This is a genomic window from Bifidobacterium ruminantium DSM 6489, from assembly GCF_000770925.1.
Taxonomy (GTDB): Bacteria; Actinomycetota; Actinomycetes; order Actinomycetales; family Bifidobacteriaceae; genus Bifidobacterium; species Bifidobacterium ruminantium.
In genome coordinates, this window is record NZ_JDTK01000004.1 from 99,907 (window position 1) to 119,826 (window position 19,920).

Below are 19,920 nucleotides of genomic sequence, written 5' to 3' on the forward strand. Positions count from 1 at the left end.
GGGATGGGGATTTTCCGTATGTCGTTCCTTAGATAGGGAATGGCACCGTGAGGATCAGTTCTCCTGATGCTGTGGGGCGGACAGGAAGTGCTCCTCGCTAGGCAGCACGGCATTGAGGATCACAGCCACCACGAATGACACCGCGATGCAGTTGGATGCGAAAATCGACTGGAACAGCGCAGGGAAATTGGCGAAGATGTCGCCGACCTGGGTGAAGCCGATGCCGATGGTCAGGCTCAGTGCCGCGATGGTGATGTTGCGCTGCGTGTATCCGGCCTCGGAAAACATCTGGAAACCGGACAGGATGATGTTGCCGAACATCATGATGGTGCAACCGCCCAGCACAGCCTGCGGTAGGGAATTGAAAACCTCGGCGACGGCAGGGACGAAGCTGGCGATCACCAGAATCAGGCCACCGGAAAGAATCACTTTGCGGTTGACGACCTTGGTCATGGCGACCAGACCGATGTTCTGGGCGAACGAGGTGAGCGGAAGGCATCCGAACAGACCGGACACGGAGGAGATCAGACCATCGCCGGCGATCGCTCCAGCGGTCTCCTTGTCCGTGGGCTGACGGTCAAGACCGACCTTGGTGAGGGCCGCGGTGTCGCCAAGCACCTCAACGGAGGAAACCACATACAGCAGCGCGAAGGAGATGATCGCTCCCGGATCGAACTCAAGCTTGAACGGCATGAAATGCGGCACGGACACTACCTGCAGATTGGTGAAACCGGAGAAATCGACCTTGCCCATGACGATCGCGACCACATAGCCCACAACAAGTCCGAACAGCACGGAAAGCTGCTTGGCGGTGCCCTTCATCAGCAGCTGGAACGCCAAGCACGCCACAAGCGAGATCAGACCGAGCGTCAGATTCTGCCAGCTGCCGAAGTCCTTGGCACCGGAACCTCCGCCGAAGCTGGTGGCGCCGACCGACAGCAGCGAGAAACCAATCGAGGTGACCACGATCGCCGAAACGATAGGCGGCACGAATCGACGCCAATACTTTGCCGTCAGGCCAAGCACGACCTCCAGCAGACCGCCGAGCACCACGGCTCCGGCGACGGCGCCATAACCCTGATGCTGCGCGATCGACATGGCGGCGGCGACATACGTGAAGGAGATGCCCGTGACCATGGGCAGACGGGAGCCGATCAGCCACACGCCATACAGCTGCAGGCATGTGCCCAAGCCCGCGACCAGCAGACCTGCCTGGATGATGGCGGCGGATTGCGCGGCATCCATCTTGGCGGCCGAGGCCACCAAGAAGATCGGCGCGAGATTCGCCACGAACATGGCCATGACATGCTGCAGGCCGAACGGAACGCCCTTCCAGAACGAGACCGGGGCGTCAAGGCTGCTGAGCGCCTCGAACGACACACCTTTCCCCGCCTTCTTGGTTTCTGTCTTCTTATCCTTGTCCTTTGCTGTTTTCTTCTCTTCGCTCAACTGTTACATCCTCTCTCTTATGGTCGTTTGAGCGTCCGATGGAGGTCAGGAGCGGAACACGATGGAACCGTTCTCCGGATCCATCGATTCCACAATCGCCAGGGAATCGACGTCGTATCCCGCTTCGCGCAGATGGTCGCCACCCCCCTGGAAGCCTTTCTCCACCGCGATGCCGATGCCCTCCACCGTGGCGCCGGCCTTATGGCACAGTTCAATCAAACCTTGCAATGCCTTACCGTTGGCGAGGAAGTCGTCGATCAGCAGCACATGGTCGCCCTCGTTGAGATAACGCTTGGATACGATGACGGGGAATTCCTTCTGCTTGGTGAAGGAATAGACGGTGGTCGTGTACTGGTCGCCATCAAGGTTGATCGACTGCGCCTTCTTTGCGAACACCACCGGGACATTTCCGAAATAACGGGCCGCAACGCAGGCGATGCCGATACCGGAAGCTTCGATGGTCAGGATTTTGTCGATGTTCTTTCCTTTGAAATGCTCGGCCCAGGCGGCTCCCATATGGTCGAACAGCTCGACATCGCACTGATGGTTGAGGAACGCGTCCACTTTCAGCACATTGCCGGGCTTGACGGTACCTTGTTGCGCAATGCGCTCTTCAAGTTCCTTCATGAAACCCCTTAGTAATAGGTAGTGTCCGCCGTGAGAAGACGGCGTGGAATGGCATACGGCGAACCGTATATAGGAGTTCAGCATACGCGCCTCAATTGACCGTGCGAGTCGTGTCCGCTGACCTGCTCATATGATAGATATGAATCCTACGAACAAATGTTTGAATGTGAGCGCGTGGAAGAAAAGAGGAATCAGTGGAACAGAGCATGGGTCCCGCGATGTGCGATCCGCGGAGCCTGATAGAGGGACTCAACCCCCAACAGGAAGAAGCGGTGAAATACTACGGCCAGGCATTGCTCATCGGTGCCGGCGCAGGCTCAGGCAAGACCCGTGTGCTGACACGTCGCATCGCATGGCTGCTGGCGCATGGCTTCTGGGCAAGCAGCATCCTCGCCATCACCTTCACCAACAAGGCGGCCGCGGAAATGCGTGAACGTCTCGTGACTTTGGTCGGGCCGGAAGCCGAACATATGTGGATCTCCACCTTCCACTCCGCCTGCGTACGCATCCTACGCCGCGACGGCAAGGAAATCGGCCTTAAATCGGGCTTCTCGATTTACGACACCGCGGACAGCGAGCGACTGGTCAAACTGATCGCAGCCGACCTGAACATCGATACGAAGCGGTATACGCCACGCATGCTGCTGGGCAAGATATCCGACTGCAAGAACGCGTTGGTTTCCTGGAAAGACCAGCTGAAAAAAGCGAACTGCGATTACATCCCGGGACAGCGCGGATACCAGGTGAGCGCCGGCGACGTCGACGAACTGGTCGCCGTCGTCTACGCCGAATACCAGCATCGTCTGGCGCTCGCCAACGCAGTCGACTTCGACGATTTGATCATGCGCACCGTGGAATTGCTCCAAACCTGCCCACAGGTGAGCGAATACTATCGGCACAGGTTCCGTTACATCTTCGTGGACGAGTATCAAGACACCAACCATGCCCAATATGTGCTCGTACGTGAATTGTCCGGCATCGATTCGGACGAACAGCCCGACCCGCAGGCGAGGGGAGCGGGCCGTGTGGGACCGAGCTGGATTACCGTGGTGGGTGATTCCGACCAATCCATCTACGCGTTCCGAGGTGCGGACATCCGTAACATCCAAGACTTCGAACAGGATTTCCCGAACGCCAAAACCATCATGCTCGAACAGAACTACCGTTCGACGCAGACCATCCTCGACGCGGCGAACGCGGTGATCGCGAAAAACGAAAACCGCAAGCCGAAGAAACTGTGGACGGCGCTTGGTCAAGGCGACAAAATCGTCGGCTATGCCGCCGACAACGCACAGCAGGAAGCCGGATGGATAGCGAACGAAATCGCACGAATCCACACCGAGGAAGACGTCGCTTACCGTGACATCGCCATCATGTACCGAGCCAACGCGCAGTCACGTTCGCTGGAAGAGGCCATGATTAACGCCAATCTGCCGTATCAGCTGGTCGGCGGCACCAAATTCTATGAACGTAGGGAAGTCAAGGACGCCATCGCGTATTTGCAGGCCATCGTGAATCCCGCGGATAATGTGAACGTGCGGCGTATCCTCAATGTGCCTAAACGAGGACTCGGCGCACGCGCGGAGGGATTGGTGGCCGGCTACGCGGACGCGCATGGCCTCACGTTCTTCGAATCCATTGAACAGATGGACCAGATTGAAGGCATGACAGGCCGTACCACCAAACCGTTGGGCGCATTCCGTGATCTGATGCACGAGCTGGCCGATTTCGCCAAGGAACATGATTCGAAACCATCCGAAGTGGTGGCCGAAGTACTGGACAAAAGCGGTCTTCTGGAGGAATTGCAACGTTCCGAGGATCCGCAGGATGCTTCGCGTGTGGACAATCTTTCCCAGTTGCAGTCCGTGGCCGCCGAATTCGAGCAGAACACGCCGGATGCCACGTTGGCCGGTTTCCTGGAGACCACGGCATTGGTCGCCGACTCGGATCAGTTGCCGGGAGAGGGCGAGGATTCCGGCAAGGTCACGATGATGACCTTGCATACGGCCAAAGGTTTGGAATATCCGTATGTGTTTCTTACGGGTATGGAACAGGGTACGTTCCCGCACCAGCGTGCCATGGAGGACACCAGCGAGCTGTCCGAGGAGCGTCGTCTGGCATACGTGGGCATCACCCGTGCGAAGCGTCGGCTGTATGTGACCCGTGCGGCGGTGCGTGCCCAATGGGGGCAGGCCAATGACATGATGCCCAGCCAGTTCCTGGATGAGATTCCGGATGAACTCATCGATTGGAAACGTCGTGAGGCCGGTGTGGAGCGCATGCGCGCCAGCTGGGGAGATGACGACGAGTTCGGCGGGTGGGACGATGATGACGATTTCGGATCCACTTCCTTCGGCGGATCGATGTACGGATCGTCGACATACGGTTCCTCATCGTATGGTTCTGGTTCTCGCGGATCGCATCCCACTTATGGGTCGTCTCATGGATCGCACAGCTCGTATGGTTCCGGACGGTCCTCCTACGGCTCGGGAAGCCGCCGTTTCTCTGGCGGATCGCACTCTGGCTCGTCCTCATACGGTTCGTATGGCTCATCCCGGTCGTCATACGGCTCCGGCAAGCCCTCCGGCAAATCCGGTAAGGTCACCACGCGCCGCGCCAAGCCAAAGGATCTGACGAAATCGGCTCCGGCAAGTTCGTTGGACGGCAACAACGGATTGAGCATCTCGGATTTCCAGATAGGCGACAGAATCACCCATGACCATTACGGTTTGGGAAAGGTCATCGAAACGCAGGACAAGGGCGCGAATTCGGTGATCACCGTCGATTTCGGCACGGATGGCGTCAAACGATTGCTGCTTCGTGTGGCGCCTATTGAAAAGCTCTGACGGCTTTTCCAATAGGCGTCCTTCGTGGCGGCGCCGTTGTGGGCTCATAACACGGATTGAGTGAAAAAACAAGTCTTTTCTTTCGGAGCATTTGTTGCGATAATCGGCGATGTTTGCTTTTCGAGAGGAAGAACCATGCCAAGAAAACTGTTCGCCGCGATATCTCAGATTGTTCTGGGCGCGCTGATTGTCATCGCCCCGCAGACCTTCGCGCATGTGTGTGCCGTCAAAGACATGCCCATGGCATGCCACTACACCGCTCGGGTCGCTCTGGGACTGGGCGTCGTCATCGCATTGCTGGCAATAATCGGATTTTTCGCGCCAAGCCGGGTCAGGGCCGGATTGGATATCGCCAATGCCGTGCTGGGCGTGCTTGTCGTTCTGGTGCCGACCATGCTGGTAGGCGTATGCAGAGGCTCCATGATGCATTGCCATATGGTGACGATGCCGACGCTTATCGTATTGGGCGTGCTGCTGGCGGTGCTCGCAGCAGTCGCCGCATATCTCGATCTCAAGCCGGCAAAGCGTGGCTGACGTGCCGCATATCACCCTTGCGAAACTACCGCTGGCCAATCTGCGTCGCAAACCATTCCGCACTTCGGCGCTTGTCATTGTGGTCGTCATGCTCACTGTGGCGTTCTATGGAGGCGCGCTGCTTTCCATGAACCTGAACAACGGGTTGAACAGCATGCGGGAACGTATGGGCGCCGATCTGATGGTCACGCCGCAGAACACCGAGACCAAGGCGGAGGCCCTGCTTACGGGGAACGCTTCGAGCACGTTCTATTTCACCAATGACATCGGTGCTGAAGTCGCCAAGGCGGATGGCGTCTCCAAGAGCACGGTGCAGACGTACATTTCCTCGCTGGCGGCTGCCTGCTGCGACGAGAAAGTGCAGATCATCGGTTTCAACCCCGACACCGATTTCGTCATCACTCCCTGGATGGCTTCGCAGATCGATGGCACGCTCCGTCGGGGCCAGGTCGTCGCGGGATCCGGCATCAACGTGTCGACTGAAGGCACCGTCAAACTGTACGGGCATGAGTTTCCCGTGGCCGCGCAACTGGCCGACACCGGAACGTCGTTGGACAACTCCGTATTCGTGAATATGGACACGGTACCGGACATCATCTCCTACTCCGCCCGGACCGGACATGCGGCGATTCCTGAGAAATACGCAGGTAAGGCCGTGTCCGCCGTGCTTGTCAAGGTCAGGGATGGATATCCCGCCCGGCAGGTGGCCGCCAACATCGCCAAGGCCACGGGAATCACAAGCCTGGGTTACGTGTATCCGGGAGGCATCACTGCGACCACTAAGGCGGATCTCAAAGCGATCATCCGCTATGCCGCCGTATTTGTGGTGGTGTTCTGGGCCATGGGTCTGATTGTGATGCTGGCCGTGTTCTCGTCATCCATGAACGAGCGCAAGCGCGAGTTCGCCGCGTACCGCATCCTTGGAGCAACCCGCGCGACACTGGTGGGCATCATCGTCAAGGAATCGGCGATCATCGGCGTCCTCGGAGGATTGATTGGCATATCCTGCGCGTCACTGGCGGTGCTCCCATTCAACGGCCTGATTGCCGAAGAGCTGCAATTGCCCTATCTGCAGATAGGAGTCGGCAAGGTGCTGGTGCTGACGGCCGTCAGTCTGCTGTTCGCGGTGGCCACCGGCCTGATCGCCGTTATCGCCACCGCTGTGCGCCTATCCGCTCCACAGACCTATCTGACGTTGAGGGAGGGGGAATGATGGCGGAAGAGAGCATTTTGGAGATTCGTGGGCTTACTCGCGAATTCGTGCGTCGGGGTGCGTCCTTCCCTGCGGTGGACGATGTGAGCCTCACGCTCGGTCCGGGCGAATTCTCGGCGATCGTCGGCAGATCTGGCAACGGCAAAAGCACGCTGCTCAACCTCATCACCGGATTGCTGAAACCTTCGGCTGGTTCGATCATTCTGGATGGCAGCGACGTGTCCGCTTCGGACGACAGACGGATGTCGGATTTGCGCAACCGCACCATCGGATTCGTCACGCAGATCCATACGTTGCTACCGAATCTCACAGCCATCGACAATGTGATTCTTCCCGCGGTGCTGCGCAGCGGTCCGTGGAGGGAGAAAGCCATCGTGGATGAGAGTCGGGCGACGGAACTTGTTGTGGACAGTGGACTTCCCGATGTCATCCAGCCGGCTTCCGCACGGATGTTGTCCGCGCCGCAGTCCGACCATATGGTGCGGCGCGCGCAGATGTTATTGGATCAGGTGCTGGTAGGCGATCTCGCCTTTTGCTACCCGAAGGAGCTTTCCGGCGGCGAGATGCGGAGAGTCTCCATCGCCCGGGCATTGATGAACGAGCCGAAACTACTGATTGCCGATGAGCCTACGGGAGACTTGGACGCGGAAAACACTGCTGTGGTCATGCGATTGCTACGTCGTGTTGCGGATGATGGAACCGCGGTACTGATGGTCACCCACGATCCGGATGCGCTCGAATACGCGGATCGCACCTACCGCATGGATAGAGGGAGACTGACGCTGATCTGATGGTCGTGACATGCTGATGAGGACCGGGTCGACGCGTCTCGTCCGTCCCCCATGTGTATGATTAGCGATTGGTGTGCGCCTGAAAAGGATGCGCACCGTCTGGAGTCTTAGCCCGTCAGTGGGTCGGCGGCCAATCATGATGCCTGTCATCATGGGTCAAGCCGTTCGTGCATGTCACGAAGAAGCACTGGAGAGGCTGGCTCAGCGTGTGCCGGACAGCCGGCATGCGTTCCGTTCAGACAACGACAGAACAAACAAAGGATTAAACCAATGACGAACGTTCAGCGTTCTCGCCGTCAGGTGCGCCTTTCCCGCGCCCTCGGCATCGCTCTGACCCCCAAGGCTCAGCGTATTTTTGAAAAGCGTCCGTATGCTCCTGGTGAGCACGGCCGCACCCGTCGTCGCACCGAATCCGATTACGCGGTGCGTCTGCGTGAGAAGCAGCGTCTTCGCGCCCAGTACGGCATCTCCGAGAAGCAGCTTCGCGCCGCTTACGAGAAGGGCACCCATACCGCCGGTCAGACCGGCAACGCCATGCTGACTGATCTCGAGACCCGTCTCGATGCTCTGGTTCTGCGCGCAGGCTTCGCCCGCACCACTGCCCAGGCCCGTCAGTTCGTGGTGCATCGCCATATCCTCGTCGATGGCAACATCGTCGATCGTCCGTCCTACCGCGTCAAGCCGGGCCAGACCATCCAGGTCAAGGCCAAGAGCCAGACCATGGTTCCGTTCCAGGCCGCTGCCGAAGGCGTGCACCGTGACGTGCTGCCGGCGGTTCCGGGTTATCTGGACGTCAACCTGCCTTCCCTGAAGGCCACTCTGACCCGCAAGCCCGAGGCCGAAGAAATCCCGGTGCAGGTCAACATCCAGTACGTGGTCGAATTCTACGCCCGCTGATCTGGAACAACATACTGTAAAAACATACAGTTTAAGGACATACAGCGTGAGCCTCGCAGCCGTCATGGTTGCGAGGCTTCTCGCTTTGTACGGGTCCTTTTCCGGCCGGCATGTCGTTTGGCCGATTACATAGGTACCATGGAAGTCATGTTGCTTCATCTTCACCTGGTCCGTCATGGACAGACGTTCTTCAACCGCTACAACAGGCTTCAGGGATGGTCGAATTCCCCGCTGACCGATGCAGGCCTCGCCGATGCTGACAAGGCTGCCGGCAAGCTCAAGGATATCGATTTCGCAGCGGCCTACTGCTCCGACACGACTCGCGCCCAAGTGACGGCGCGGCGAATCCTCGACATGAACGAGTCCGCGGGACATGTCCGTCCGCGACTGATCAGCGACATGCACTTTCGTGAACAGTTCTACGGCTATTTCGAAGGCCAGGACATGGGTGTGGCCTGGACCGCGGCCGGCGGCCCCCATGGCGCGAAGAACTATAACGACATCGTTTCCCGATATGGGCTCGCGGCCACCCGCGATTTCCTCAAAGAGGCGGATCCATTCCATGATGCCGAATCGGATGCCGAATACTGGCGACGTGTGGAAGACGGCTTCGCGCTGATCGCAGGAAATCCGCTACTTAAGGATGGCGACCATGTGCTGCAGATATCCCATGGCAATACGCTGTTGAGTCTCATGCACCGATTCGCGTCTGAAGGATATGATCTGAGCGAACGGCCCGCCAATGGATCGGTGACTTGTCTTGATTTCGATACGGACAGACCCATCGATCGCGCGGTGACGGTGGTTTCATACAATCAGTGAGACCATTTGCCGCAGTCGGGACTTTTTACTAGTCTTATGCGGGTATTGTGTTCACGGACGACCGTGGAACTGAAAAGAGGTGCAGGATGGGTGTTGGAGAGATTGCTGGCCTGATCGCGGCGATTGCGTTCGCGGTTCTTGCCGGCTTCATGATTTACCCGTTAATCCGTCTCGGCAAGCTGTTCGATCAGATCGCCGAAACCGTCAAGGACACCGGAGACCATGCGATTCCGGCGCTTGACGAAAGCGTGACCACGGTGCAGCAGGTCAACAAATCGCTGGAGGATGTCAACAAGATCTCCGCCGCCGCTTCGACCACTGCCAACAACGTCGGTGCTCTGACCGACCTGTACGGATCGTTCCTGGGCAAGCCCGTCATCAAAGTGGCATCCACCGTGTACGCATTGAAATCCACCGCGCAGTCGTTCCTGAACAAGCGGAACATCAACCGCGCGGCAGATAATAAGGGGGAGTGATGTTCAAGCGTCTCTTCTGGGTCTCCATCGGCGTGTGCGTCGGTGTCGTCGCCGTCACCAAGGCACAGGCCTATGTCAAGGCCAATACGCCTGATACAGCCCGTCAACTGTTGCTTGGGCCTGACCAGGACCATGTGACCATGCGGACGCTTGAGGGTCTGGTCAACGAGTTCAACGCAGCGCGTCGAGCCCGCGAGGCCGAGCTCAACGCAAAATACTCGGACGGAACGAACTGATCGCCGTTCCGCCTCACGGCATGTCCAAGCAATCGATCATACGTTTGGAAGACACCGGGTCTTCCGACAATAAAGGAGTTCAAATCCACATGCGCACTTCTGAAATCGCGAAGCGCTATCTCGACTATTTCGAACAGCATGATCATCTTGTCGTTCCTTCGGCATCGTTGATTTCCCCGAATCCGACCACCTTGTTCACCATCGCGGGCATGGTTCCCTTTATTCCGTACCTCATGGGCGAACAGACCCCGCCGAGGCATCGCATGGCCTCCAACCAGAAGTGCGTGCGTACCCTGGACATCGATGAGGTCGGCAAGACCACGCGTCACGGCACCTTCTTCCAGATGCTCGGCAACTTCTCCTTCGGCGACTACTTCAAAGAGGAGGCCATCCACTACGCATACGAGCTGCTGACCACACCTCAGGACAAGGGCGGCTACGGCTTCGACCCGGAGAAGCTGTGGATGACCACCTTCACCGATGATGAGGAAGCCCGGTCCATGTGGAAGAACGAGGGTGTCGACCCCGAACATATCCAGATCATGGGCATGGAAGACAATTTCTGGACCACTGGCGGTCCTGGTCCCGGCGGCCCGTGCTCCGAAATCTACGTCGATCGCGGACCTGCGTACGGCGTGGAAGGCGGCCCGATCGCCGATGAGAACCGTTACATCGAGATCTGGGATCTCGTGTTCGAGAACTACGAGGTCGACAACGTCAAGTCCAAGACCGACCTGCACATCGTCGGCGAGCTCGAGAACAAGAACATCGATACCGGCGCCGGCCTGGAGCGTCTCGCATACCTGATGCAGGGCAAGCAGAACATCTACGAGACTGACGAGGTCTTCCCGGTCATTGAAGCGGCCCAGAAGCTCTCCGGTCGCACTTACGGCGATGATGAGGCCATGGACGTTCGCTTCCGTATCGTCGCCGATCATGTGCGCTCCGCGTTGATGATCATGTCCGATGGTGTTCGCCCGTCCAACAACGGCCGCGGTTACGTGCTTCGCCGTCTGCTCCGCCGCACCGTCAAGGCCATGCGTGAGCTTGGCGTGACCGATCCGGTCATGCCGACCCTGCTGCCGACCTCCAAGGCTGCGATGGAGCCGAGCTACCCGGAGCTCAACGACACCTTCCACGATGTTTCCGAAGCCGCCTATGGCGAAGAGGATGCATTCCGCCGCACGCTCGAATCCGGCACGGAGATCTTCGACATGGCCGTGTCCAAGGCCAAGCAGGCGGGATCCGACCTGGTGTCCGGCGAGGACGCCTTCAAGCTGCACGACACCTACGGTTTCCCGATCGAGATGACGCTCGAGATGGCCGCCGACCAGGGTGTGAAGGTCGACGAGGCGAAGTTCCGCGAACTGATGGCCGAGCAGAAGAGCCGTGCCCGCGCCGATGCGCTGAAGAAGCGTCACAACGTGGATCTGTCCGTCTATGACGATTTCAAGAAGACCTTGGTCAAGCCGATCGACTTCCTCGGATACACCGACATGTCCGCGCGCGCCAAGGTTCTGGGCATCATGCAGGAAGGAAAGGGTTCCGTTCCCGCAGTCACAGGCCCGGCCAACATTGAGGTCATCCTCGATCGCACGCCGTTCTATGCGCAGGCAGGCGGCCAGCTCGCCGATCAAGGCGAGATTCTGTCCGATGACGGAGCGGTGCTCGAGGTCGATGACGTGCAGAAGCCGATCAAGGATCTCATCGTGCACCAGTGCCGTCTGACCGAAGGCACGCTGGTGGTCGGCGCCGAGGTCAACGCCAACATCGATCTTGACCGTCGTGGCGCCATCGCCCGCGCGCATACGGCCACCCACATGGTGCATAAGGCGCTGCGTGAGGAACTCGGCCCTCAGGCCACCCAGCGTGGTTCCGAGGATGCCCCTAACAGACTCCGCTTTGATTTCCAGTGGTCCAGCGCGCCAAGCAAGGACGCGATGAATGCCGTCGAAGCCCGCGTCAATGAGAAGCTTCGCGAGAACCTCGCCGTCACCACCAAGGAGATGAAGTTCGACGACGCCATCGCGCTCGGTGCCATGCACCTCTTCGGCGAGAAGTACGGCGATATCGTGCGTGTGGTCTCCATCGGCGAGGACGGTTGGAGCCGTGAGCTCTGTGGCGGTACCCATATCGATCACGTCGGAAAGATCGGCGCCATCAACATCATGTCCGAAGCTTCGATCGGCTCCGGTGTCCGCCGTGTGGACGCCGTCGTCGGCCAAGGCGCGTATGAGTTCAATGCGCGTGAGCATGCGCTGGTTTCCCAGCTTTCCGATATGGTCAACGCCCGTCCGGACGAGCTCGCCGACCGTGTGAACACGCTGCTTGCCAAGCTCAAGGAATCCGATCGTCGTCTTGCGGCCATGTACGAGTCCCAGCTTGCGGCCTCCGTCCCGACCTTGGTGGCTGACGCGAAGGCATCCCAGGCTCCGGTCAAGGTCGCCAAGAAGAACGTCGGTCATTTTGGTTCCTTCGACGCGTTGCGCAAGACCGTGCTCGATGTGCGTGGACAGCTCGGCGATGACGCGCCGGTCGTGGTGGCTCTTGCCGGTGTGAACGAGGACGGCAAGCCCATGGTCGCCGTGGCAACCAATGAGGCTGCTCGCAAGCAGGGCATCAAGGCCGGTGATCTGGTCCGTGGCGCCTCCAAGGTTCTTGGTGGCGGTGGCGGCGGCAAGCCGGACTTCGCACAGGGCGGCGGTGCGGACGCCACCAAGATCGACGAGGCTCTTGAGGCACTGGCGAACCAAGCCATGAAGGGCTGATCTTCCAAGCATGGTTTGGCTTGGAATCGATTTGGGTGATGCTCGGGTCGGGCTTGCGCTGTCCGACCCCGAGCTCACCCTCGCACACCCCATAGGTAACATTCAGGTCTATGGGGATTACTTCCACGCGTTGGATGAGGTCATCGACGTCATTGGGGACGAGTTGGTGGATCATGTGGTGATTGGTCTGCCGTTGCTGTTGAACGGCGAAGAGGGGAAGAGTGCCAAAAAGGCGAGGCGCTGGGCCGTCAATCTCGAAAAACGGCTGCATGCCGCCGTGGAGGACGAATCGTATTCGATAACGGATGTTCCTTCCATCGATTTGGTGGATGAACGTCTGACCACAGTTACCGCGCATCATCAGCTGTTCGATGCGCATGTCGGCGGTCGTAGGCATCGGCCGATGATCGACCAGCAGTCTGCGGTGGTGATTTTGCAGACGGCGCTTGATCGAAACCGCAGATGAGGACGAAAAACTAATGACCGAAGATTTGGATGAATACTTCTCCGACAACGCGGAATGGGTCGAGACATCAGGAGGCGCGTCCGCCGATCCCGAACCGTCTCAACCCCCGAAATCACGACGTGACATACGCAAACGACGGGAAATGCGTCGCCGTCGCCGCATGGTGACGGTTGTCGCGGTCATCTCCGTCATCGCGTTGATAGCTGGCATCGGGTTTTTCGGCGTGGGCATGATCAGACATCTCAAGGCGGCCACGGCTTCCGATACATCGCTCCAGATCGAGGATTACAAGGGGCCGGGAGACAAGGCCGTGACCTTCACCGTCAAAACCGGGCAGGCCACCGATCAGATCGCACGGAATCTGGTCAAGAAGGACATCGTCAAATCCGAATCCGCTTTCACTTCCGCGATTGCCGCGGCCAGCGCGACATTGTATCCGGGTGTGTATGCGTTGAAGACGCATATGAGGGCGGCCGATGTCGTTAAGATCCTCTCCGATCAGAGCAAAGCAGGCGGCTTCGCCGAAGTGAAGGCCGGCGAGAGGGTATCCGACGTCATCGCCAACGCCGCGAAAGCGTCCGGACAGGATGTCTCCGAATTCAAGGTGATCATCGATGGCGGAGGCAAGGGTATCCTTCCCGATGAGGCGAACGGAAAATTCGAAGGATGGCTTGAACCGGGCACATACGAGGTGCAGGGGAAATCGGCGGAGACGATCATCAAGGACATGGTGGACGCGCGCGTCGCCAAACTTGATGCTTTGAATGTCCCTGCCGGAAGCGAGCGGGAGCGCATCCTGATCATCGCATCCATCGCCGAATCCGAAGCCAACAACCCGGACGATTGCGGCAAGGTGGCACGTGTCATCCTCAACCGTATCGACCAGGATATGCCGTTGGGCATGGACAGCACCGTCGCATATGGCTTCGGTATCAACGGCAGCCAGCTGACGGACGAGCAGCTTCAAGATGGCAGCAATCCCTACAACACGCGTGTCAACAAGGGATTGACTCCGACGCCGATCAGCAATCCGGGTGATTCCGCGATCCAGGCCGCCATGAATCCTCCGGAAGGCAAATGGCTGTATTTCGTCACCACCAATCTCAAGACGGGAGAAACCAAATTCGTGGAGACCGAGGACGAATTCTGGAAGATCCGCGACGAATACAAGAACAATAACGAAAACGCCAACTGACGTTTCATATATTCATCAGTGGAACATGCTGATTATGACGGCGATAGTCCCGGCGATGACAATGACCGGGACGAACGGCGTTTTGCCGGCGAACTGAGTGTGCTTCTGCGGATCGAACCGTGTCCAAAAAGCCATCCAGAGCATGCCGATCACGGCGATCGCAAGCCACCAATACACCATGGCGAACAACCCGAACATGCCTACGGAAAGTCCGATCATCAATGTCGAGGTGACATCGCCGAACCCCAAAGCCCTCGGTTTGATGAGCGCGAGCGAGCCCTGCAACGCTGCGGACAGTACTGCGAACAGCAGCGCCTGCAGCACCAGAAACAGCGAATTGAAGGCAATCGCGTACGCAGTATCCGTGATGATCTGCGCCAGGCATCCGAAGGCGATCCAGGCGCGCGGGACACGGCGTGACCGGATGTCCTCGATGCTGACGGCCGTTCCACAGAGCAGACTCGGCAGGCAAATCATGTACCACATACCGTTAAGATAGTCCACGAATTGTATTTGGCAGAAAAAGGAGTTGGCATGTTGCGCTGGCAGACAGCAGGTGAATCGCACGGCGAAGCACTAGTCGCCATGATCGAGGGACTGCCTGCGGGCATCCACGTCACCACTGAGGACATCGTTGGCGCATTGGCGCGTCGTCGTCTTGGATATGGCCGTGGCGCACGTATGAAATTTGAGCAGGATAAAGTCCGCATGCTCACCGGTGTGCGGTTCGGCCAGACTATTGGTTCGCCGGTCGCCATCGAGATCGCCAATACCGAATGGCCGAAATGGACCGAGGTGATGAGCGCCGATCCGCTCGATCATGACATTCCGCGTGAGGGGCGCAACGCCCCATTGTCCCGCCCTCGGCCGGGACATGCTGATCTGACCGGCATGCGCAAGTATGGCTTCGATGACGCGCGCCCGGTGCTGGAACGTTCCAGCGCACGTGAGACCGCGTCGCGTGTGGCGCTGGGAGAAGTCGCCAAGCAGTTCCTCGAACAGTCGCTCGGCATCCGCACCGTCTCCCATGTGCTGTCGATCGGCGGCGCGGGCATCACCGATCCGCAGAACGCCGTGCTGCCGAAGCCGGAAGATCTTGACGCCTTGGATGCATCCCCGGTGCGCACTCTGGACAAGACGGCCGAACAGCAGATGATCGCCCGCATCGATGAGGCCAAGGAGAATGCCGACACATTGGGCGGTGTGATTGAGGTCGTGGTGTACGGCGTTCCGGCCGGAATCGGTACGTATGTCGAATCGGATCGTCGTTTGGATGCCGCGCTGGCCAGTGCCGTCATGGGTGTCCAAGCCATCAAGGGAGTGGAGATCGGCGACGGCTTCCTGGAGGCGATGCGCCCCGGATCGCAGGCGCATGACGAAATGGTGGTCGGTGAGGATGGGCGCATCACGCGTCTGAGCAATCGCGCGGGAGGCATCGAAGGTGGCATGTCCAATGGCCAACCGATTGTGGTGCGTGCCGCGATGAAGCCGATTCCATCCATTCCGAAGGCTTTGCGGACCGTCGATGTCACCACCGGCGAGTCTGCGCAAGCCATTAACCAGCGTTCCGACAGCACCGCCGTTCCGGCGGCCGCCGTCGTGGCCGAGGCCATGGTGCGTCTCACCATCGCGCAATACGTGTTGGAGAAGTTCGGTGGAGACAACATCGCCGAAACCAGACGCAACGCCGAATCCTATGTGGCGTCCTGGCCGGAGCATATGAGGTGACCGCCCCTATGTCCGGAATGCGCAGACCTGTCGCCGTCATCATCGGCATGATGGGCGCGGGCAAGACCCGTGTCGGCAAGGAGGTGGCGCAGATGATGCATCTGCCGTTCGCCGACGCCGATAATGAGATCGAACGGGACGCGGGGATGAAGATCCCCGAATACTTCGCGAAATACGGCGAACCGGAGTTCCGCAAGTTGGAAAGCGATGTCGTGCTTGACATGCTGGAGGACTTCGACGGCATCTTCTCCTTGGGAGGAGGGGCGCCGATGACGCCGTCCATCCGGCAGGGCCTCGCCGAATACATCGCGGACGGAGGCAAGGTCGTGTATCTGATGGCCGATCCGAAGGAGGCCATGGAACGCGCCAACCGCGGCGGCGGACGTCCGATGCTCGACGGAGACGCCAACGAACGGTGGAAGAAACTGTACAAGGAGCGCGACCCTGTGTTCAGGCAGGTGGCCAACGTGCATGTGCGCACCTATGGTCAGACCCCGCAAGTGGCCGCGAGAAAGCTGATGGAAATGATTGACCAGCGCATAGTTCATATCACGGGCGCCACCATCGAACCATACGATGTGCGCATCGGCGAGGGCGTGATGAGCCAGCTCGCGCAGGTGCTGGGGGACAAGCCCTCCAAAGTGGCGTTGATCCACACGCAGCCCGTGCAGCGGCATTCCGACCGTGCGCGCACGCTGCTCCGACAGGCGGGCTACGACGTGCATGACATCGTCATTCCCGATGCGGAAGCCGGCAAGACGGTCGAAGTGGCTAATGGTATCTGGCAGCGATTGGGGGAGGAAGGTTTCACCCGATCCGATGCGATCGTCGGGCTTGGCGGGGGAGCCGCCACGGATCTGGCTGGTTTCGTTGCAGCGACATGGATGAGAGGCATCCGTTACGTCAATTGCCCGACTTCCCTGTTGGCTATGGTCGACGCCTCCACCGGAGGCAAAACCGGTGTCAACACGCCGCAGGGCAAAAACCTCGTCGGCTCGTTCTATACGCCCGCGGGAGTGCTCGCAGACATGGGAACGCTTGCCTCGCTGCCGAACGACATCTTCATCGAGGGCCTGGGCGAGGTCGCCAAATCCGGATTCATCATGGATCCTGAGATCCTGCGCATCCTCGAGACCCATGCCGGCGAATTGCGTTCCTTCGACGGTGCGACGTTCCTCGATTCCGGGCTCAAGGACGTGCTGGCCGAACTCATCGAACATACCGTGGGCGTGAAGGCCTATCACGTATCCGCCGACCTCAAGGAGGCCGGGCTGCGCGAGTTCCTCAACTACGGTCACACGCTCGGCCATGCCATCGAGAAGCTGGAGCATTTCCGCTGGAGGCACGGCAACGCCGTTGCGGTTGGCTGCGTGTATGCGGCCGAACTGTCGCATCTGCTCGGCTACATCGACCAGGATCTGGTCGACTACCATCGTTCGCTGCTCGGCTCGCTCGGTTTGCCGACATCGTGGAACAACGGCAGCTGGGACGATGTGCTGGCGCTCATGCACCGCGACAAGAAGGCGCGCGGCAACAAGCTGCGTTTCGTCATCCTCGAATCGCTGGGCCATCCCATCCATCTTGAGAACCCGCCGGCGGATGCCGTCGAAGAGGCGTTCCGGCGCATCCAGCGATAGAACGTAGGCGCGTAAACGAACATAAAGGAAGCGAAATGACCAAAGTAGTGGTTGTCAACGGGCCGAATCTCGGCCGTCTTGGTGTACGCCAGCCCGACGTGTACGGCAAGCAGGATCTTGAGACCCTGCGCAGGATGTGCACCGAATGGGGCAAGGAACTGGGGCTTGACGTGGAGGTGCGCCAAAGCGATGACGAGGCCGAGATGATCCATTGGATGCATCAGGCCGCGGACGAGAAAACGCCGATCGTGATGAATCCGGCGGCTTTCACGCATTACTCCTATGGTTTGGCGGACGCCGCGCACATGGTGATCGACGAGGGACTGCCGCTTATGGAGGTGCACATCTCCAATCCGTCCGCGCGCGACGAGTTCCGCAAGCGTTCCGTGATTTCGCCGGTCGCCACCGGTACCATCACCGGTATGGGCTTTTTCGGGTACAAACTGGCTCTTGAGGCCGTCGCCCATTTGCTGAAGGAGCACTGAAGCCTCTTGTCTCTATGATGTGAAGCCGGATGCCGATACACGGCGTCCGGCTTTTTGTATGACGATTGTCCCTTGATAGGATACAGTGGGATTGCAAACGTATGCAGACCGCGAAAGCGGCATATGACGAAGAGGTCAGGGGAATATGGGCGCAGTCGCAAGGAAGATCACGCGTGTAGTCGCAGCGATGGCATGCATCGCGGTATCGGTCGGCATTTCCGCCGTCACATTGCATGTGCCGACACGTGAGGACGACGGAGGCCGCTTCGATCCCGCGCGATACCGTAGCGACGTGATCGTCACCATGTTCCAGACCAATTGGCGGTCCGTGGCTCGCGAATGCAATGAGGTGCTCGGTCCCGAGGGTGTGGGATATGTGCAGGTATCCCCTCCGCAGGAATCCATCCAAGGCTCGCAGTGGTGGACTAGCTACCAGCCTGTGAGCTACAGGCTCGATTCGAAGGAGGGCACCGAAGCCGAATTCAAGGATATGGTCCGTCAGTGCAAGGCGGCGGGCGTCGGCGTGATCGCGGACGCGGTCATCAACCACACCACCGGCGTCGACAAGACGAAGGGTACGGGCACTGCCGGAAGCGCCTACGGCAACAAAGGCGATTTCCCTGAAGCCGGATACGCCCCATCCGATTTCCATACGCCCTGCTCCATATGGACGTATCGTGACGCCGACAGCGTGTGGAACTGCCAGGTGTCCGGCCTGCAGGATCTTGACACGTCGAACGGACACGTACGCGATGTGTTGTCAGACTATTTCGTGAAGCTTCTCGACTATGGCGTCGCCGGATTCCGTGTGGATGCCGTCAAACACATTCCACCGAAGGACGTGTTGGCCATCAAGAGACTCGTGGCGAAGAAATCCGGACGCTCCATGGATGACATCTGGTGGATGCAGGAGGTGATCGGAGATAATTCCGAAGCCACCGAAATCCAACCGAAGAATTATCTCAAAACCGGACAGGTAAACGAATTCCAATACGCCTATCGCCTGAAATCCATGTTCTCCAATTCATTGGCCGGTGGAAACCTGCCGATCGAAGACATTCCGCAGAACATCACCTCCAGCGGCAAAGCCAGCGTGTTCGTGACGAACTGGGACACCGAGCGCAATGGCATGACGCTCACCTACAAGGATGGCGATGCCTACCATTTGGCGAACGCGTTCATGCTGGCCTACCCGTATGGCACCCCCAACGTGTTTTCCGGCTACGAATTCCATGACGCTGACTCCGGTGCGCCGGACGCCACGAAGACCAAGGTGCCGGACGCCGACTGCTCGGAAGACTCTGGTTGGAGCTGCACCGACCGTTGGACGGACGTGCGCGGCATGATCGGCTGGCATAATGTCGCGGGTGACGCGCCTCTTGCCGATTGGCAGGATGACGGCGACAATGTGATCGCCTTCGGACGTGGCTCCCGCGCGTTCATCTCCATCAACAATGACATGCACGCCCACACGATCACCTACCACACATCGATGCCGGCAGGAGAGTATTGCGATGTCTATGGTTCCGCCGATTGTTCCGGCGCCGTGCGCGTGCGTTGGAACGGCGACGTCACGTTGACGGTGCCCGCCGGCGGCGCGGTGGCCTTCCATGTCGCCGCCACGCCTCGCAGTATGCGATGATGGGTGCAATCGTTTGCTTTTTGATGCTGTTTTTGCAAGCGATTTCTGCTTGAATTGCAAACTAGGGGGTGACGTTTGCAGAAACGGTTTGCAGTGTGGAAGATGAAA

General features: G+C 59.0%; 18 protein-coding genes. 15 read left to right on the top strand and 3 right to left on the bottom strand.

Features of this window, described 5'->3' with window-relative positions; translation table 11 throughout:
* Positions 1–54: 54 nt before the first annotated feature.
* Both OU26_RS03225 and OU26_RS03230 read right to left on the bottom strand, forming a co-directional pair.
* Complete coding sequence (locus OU26_RS03225) at positions 55–1,380, bottom strand: nucleobase:cation symporter-2 family protein (RefSeq protein ID WP_026645835.1); 1,326 nt, start codon at positions 1,378–1,380, stop codon at positions 55–57.
* A 114-nt stretch (positions 1,381–1,494) separates the two neighbouring features.
* Positions 1,495–2,076: a xanthine phosphoribosyltransferase gene (locus OU26_RS03230; RefSeq protein ID WP_026645836.1), complete on the bottom strand. Its 582-nt coding sequence runs from the start codon at positions 2,074–2,076 to the stop codon at positions 1,495–1,497.
* A gap of 206 nt (positions 2,077–2,282) precedes the next feature.
* Here OU26_RS03230 and OU26_RS03235 point away from each other — a divergent pair, with 206 nt between their 5' ends.
* The 11 genes from OU26_RS03235 to mltG all read left to right on the top strand — a co-directional run bounded on the left by OU26_RS03235 (position 2,283) and on the right by mltG (position 14,320).
* Positions 2,283–4,922 (top strand): ATP-dependent helicase, encoded by a 2,640-nt coding sequence (locus tag OU26_RS03235; RefSeq protein ID WP_026645837.1) that lies wholly within the window; start codon positions 2,283–2,285, stop codon positions 4,920–4,922.
* 135 nt (positions 4,923–5,057) lie between these two features.
* A complete protein-coding gene (locus OU26_RS03240; RefSeq protein WP_026645838.1) occupies positions 5,058–5,456 on the top strand; it encodes a DUF4418 family protein in 399 nt (132 codons plus the stop codon).
* A 1-nt stretch (position 5,457) separates the two neighbouring features.
* A complete protein-coding gene (locus tag OU26_RS03245; RefSeq protein WP_026645839.1) occupies positions 5,458–6,669 on the top strand; it encodes an ABC transporter permease in 1,212 nt (403 codons plus the stop codon).
* On the top strand, positions 6,669–7,460 hold the full coding sequence (locus OU26_RS03250; protein ID WP_033498886.1) for an ABC transporter ATP-binding protein: 792 nt from the start codon (positions 6,669–6,671) through the stop codon (positions 7,458–7,460). The genes OU26_RS03245 and OU26_RS03250 overlap by 1 nt, the downstream gene beginning before the upstream one ends.
* 270 nt (positions 7,461–7,730) lie before the next feature.
* Positions 7,731–8,357, top strand: coding sequence for a 30S ribosomal protein S4 (gene rpsD / locus OU26_RS03255; protein ID WP_003809500.1), 627 nt, complete (start codon positions 7,731–7,733; stop codon positions 8,355–8,357).
* Positions 8,358–8,504: 147 nt separating this feature from the next.
* Positions 8,505–9,179, top strand: coding sequence for a histidine phosphatase family protein (locus OU26_RS03260; protein ID WP_026645841.1), 675 nt, complete (start codon positions 8,505–8,507; stop codon positions 9,177–9,179).
* Positions 9,180–9,265: 86 nt separating this feature from the next.
* Positions 9,266–9,655 carry a DUF948 domain-containing protein gene (locus OU26_RS03265; RefSeq protein ID WP_026645842.1) on the top strand — a complete coding sequence of 130 codons (390 nt, stop codon included), beginning with the start codon at positions 9,266–9,268 and terminating at the stop codon, positions 9,653–9,655.
* Positions 9,655–9,891, top strand: coding sequence for a hypothetical protein (locus OU26_RS03270; RefSeq protein WP_026645843.1), 237 nt, complete (start codon positions 9,655–9,657; stop codon positions 9,889–9,891). The genes OU26_RS03265 and OU26_RS03270 overlap by 1 nt, the downstream gene beginning before the upstream one ends.
* A gap of 89 nt (positions 9,892–9,980) precedes the next feature.
* Positions 9,981–12,659: an alanine--tRNA ligase gene (gene alaS / locus OU26_RS03275; protein WP_026645844.1), complete on the top strand. Its 2,679-nt coding sequence runs from the start codon at positions 9,981–9,983 to the stop codon at positions 12,657–12,659.
* 10 nt (positions 12,660–12,669) lie between these two features.
* Positions 12,670–13,125, top strand: coding sequence for a Holliday junction resolvase RuvX (ruvX, locus tag OU26_RS03280; RefSeq protein WP_026645845.1), 456 nt, complete (start codon positions 12,670–12,672; stop codon positions 13,123–13,125).
* 13 nt (positions 13,126–13,138) lie between these two features.
* Positions 13,139–14,320 (top strand): endolytic transglycosylase MltG, encoded by a 1,182-nt coding sequence (gene mltG / locus OU26_RS03285; RefSeq protein WP_026645846.1) that lies wholly within the window; start codon positions 13,139–13,141, stop codon positions 14,318–14,320.
* Between the two features lie 15 nt (positions 14,321–14,335).
* On the opposite strand, the gene OU26_RS03290 is transcribed toward mltG, so the two are convergent.
* Positions 14,336–14,806, bottom strand: a complete 471-nt coding sequence (locus tag OU26_RS03290) for a prepilin peptidase (RefSeq protein ID WP_026645847.1) — start codon at positions 14,804–14,806, stop codon at positions 14,336–14,338.
* A 48-nt stretch (positions 14,807–14,854) separates the two neighbouring features.
* Here OU26_RS03290 and aroC point away from each other — a divergent pair, with 48 nt between their 5' ends.
* The 4 genes from aroC (at position 14,855) to OU26_RS03310 (ending at position 19,812) form a co-directional block, all read left to right on the top strand.
* Positions 14,855–16,048, top strand: coding sequence for a chorismate synthase (gene aroC, locus OU26_RS03295; protein WP_026645848.1), 1,194 nt, complete (start codon positions 14,855–14,857; stop codon positions 16,046–16,048).
* A gap of 17 nt (positions 16,049–16,065) precedes the next feature.
* On the top strand, positions 16,066–17,685 hold the full coding sequence (locus OU26_RS03300; protein WP_026645849.1) for a bifunctional shikimate kinase/3-dehydroquinate synthase: 1,620 nt from the start codon (positions 16,066–16,068) through the stop codon (positions 17,683–17,685).
* 35 nt (positions 17,686–17,720) lie between these two features.
* A complete protein-coding gene (gene aroQ / locus OU26_RS03305) occupies positions 17,721–18,170 on the top strand; it encodes a type II 3-dehydroquinate dehydratase (RefSeq protein WP_026645850.1) in 450 nt (149 codons plus the stop codon).
* Between the two features lie 145 nt (positions 18,171–18,315).
* Positions 18,316–19,812, top strand: a complete 1,497-nt coding sequence (locus tag OU26_RS03310; protein ID WP_051592876.1) for an alpha-amylase — start codon at positions 18,316–18,318, stop codon at positions 19,810–19,812.
* Positions 19,813–19,920 lie beyond the last annotated feature (108 nt).

Coding starts and splice junctions, on each gene's coding strand:
- OU26_RS03265 (WP_026645842.1), top strand. CDS start 9,266: ATGGGTGTTGGAGAGATTGCTGGCCTGATCGCGGCGATTGCGTTCGCG.
- mltG (WP_026645846.1), top strand. CDS start 13,139: ATGACCGAAGATTTGGATGAATACTTCTCCGACAACGCGGAATGGGTC.
- OU26_RS03240 (WP_026645838.1), top strand. CDS start 5,058: ATGCCAAGAAAACTGTTCGCCGCGATATCTCAGATTGTTCTGGGCGCG.
- OU26_RS03290 (WP_026645847.1), bottom strand. CDS start 14,806: ATGTGGTACATGATTTGCCTGCCGAGTCTGCTCTGTGGAACGGCCGTC.
- OU26_RS03300 (WP_026645849.1), top strand. CDS start 16,066: ATGCGCAGACCTGTCGCCGTCATCATCGGCATGATGGGCGCGGGCAAG.
- OU26_RS03270 (WP_026645843.1), top strand. CDS start 9,655: ATGTTCAAGCGTCTCTTCTGGGTCTCCATCGGCGTGTGCGTCGGTGTC.
- OU26_RS03235 (WP_026645837.1), top strand. CDS start 2,283: ATGGGTCCCGCGATGTGCGATCCGCGGAGCCTGATAGAGGGACTCAAC.
- OU26_RS03310 (WP_051592876.1), top strand. CDS start 18,316: ATGGGCGCAGTCGCAAGGAAGATCACGCGTGTAGTCGCAGCGATGGCA.
- OU26_RS03250 (WP_033498886.1), top strand. CDS start 6,669: ATGGCGGAAGAGAGCATTTTGGAGATTCGTGGGCTTACTCGCGAATTC.
- aroQ (WP_026645850.1), top strand. CDS start 17,721: ATGACCAAAGTAGTGGTTGTCAACGGGCCGAATCTCGGCCGTCTTGGT.
- rpsD (WP_003809500.1), top strand. CDS start 7,731: ATGACGAACGTTCAGCGTTCTCGCCGTCAGGTGCGCCTTTCCCGCGCC.
- OU26_RS03260 (WP_026645841.1), top strand. CDS start 8,505: ATGTTGCTTCATCTTCACCTGGTCCGTCATGGACAGACGTTCTTCAAC.
- alaS (WP_026645844.1), top strand. CDS start 9,981: ATGCGCACTTCTGAAATCGCGAAGCGCTATCTCGACTATTTCGAACAG.
- aroC (WP_026645848.1), top strand. CDS start 14,855: ATGTTGCGCTGGCAGACAGCAGGTGAATCGCACGGCGAAGCACTAGTC.
- OU26_RS03230 (WP_026645836.1), bottom strand. CDS start 2,076: ATGAAGGAACTTGAAGAGCGCATTGCGCAACAAGGTACCGTCAAGCCC.
- ruvX (WP_026645845.1), top strand. CDS start 12,670: ATGGTTTGGCTTGGAATCGATTTGGGTGATGCTCGGGTCGGGCTTGCG.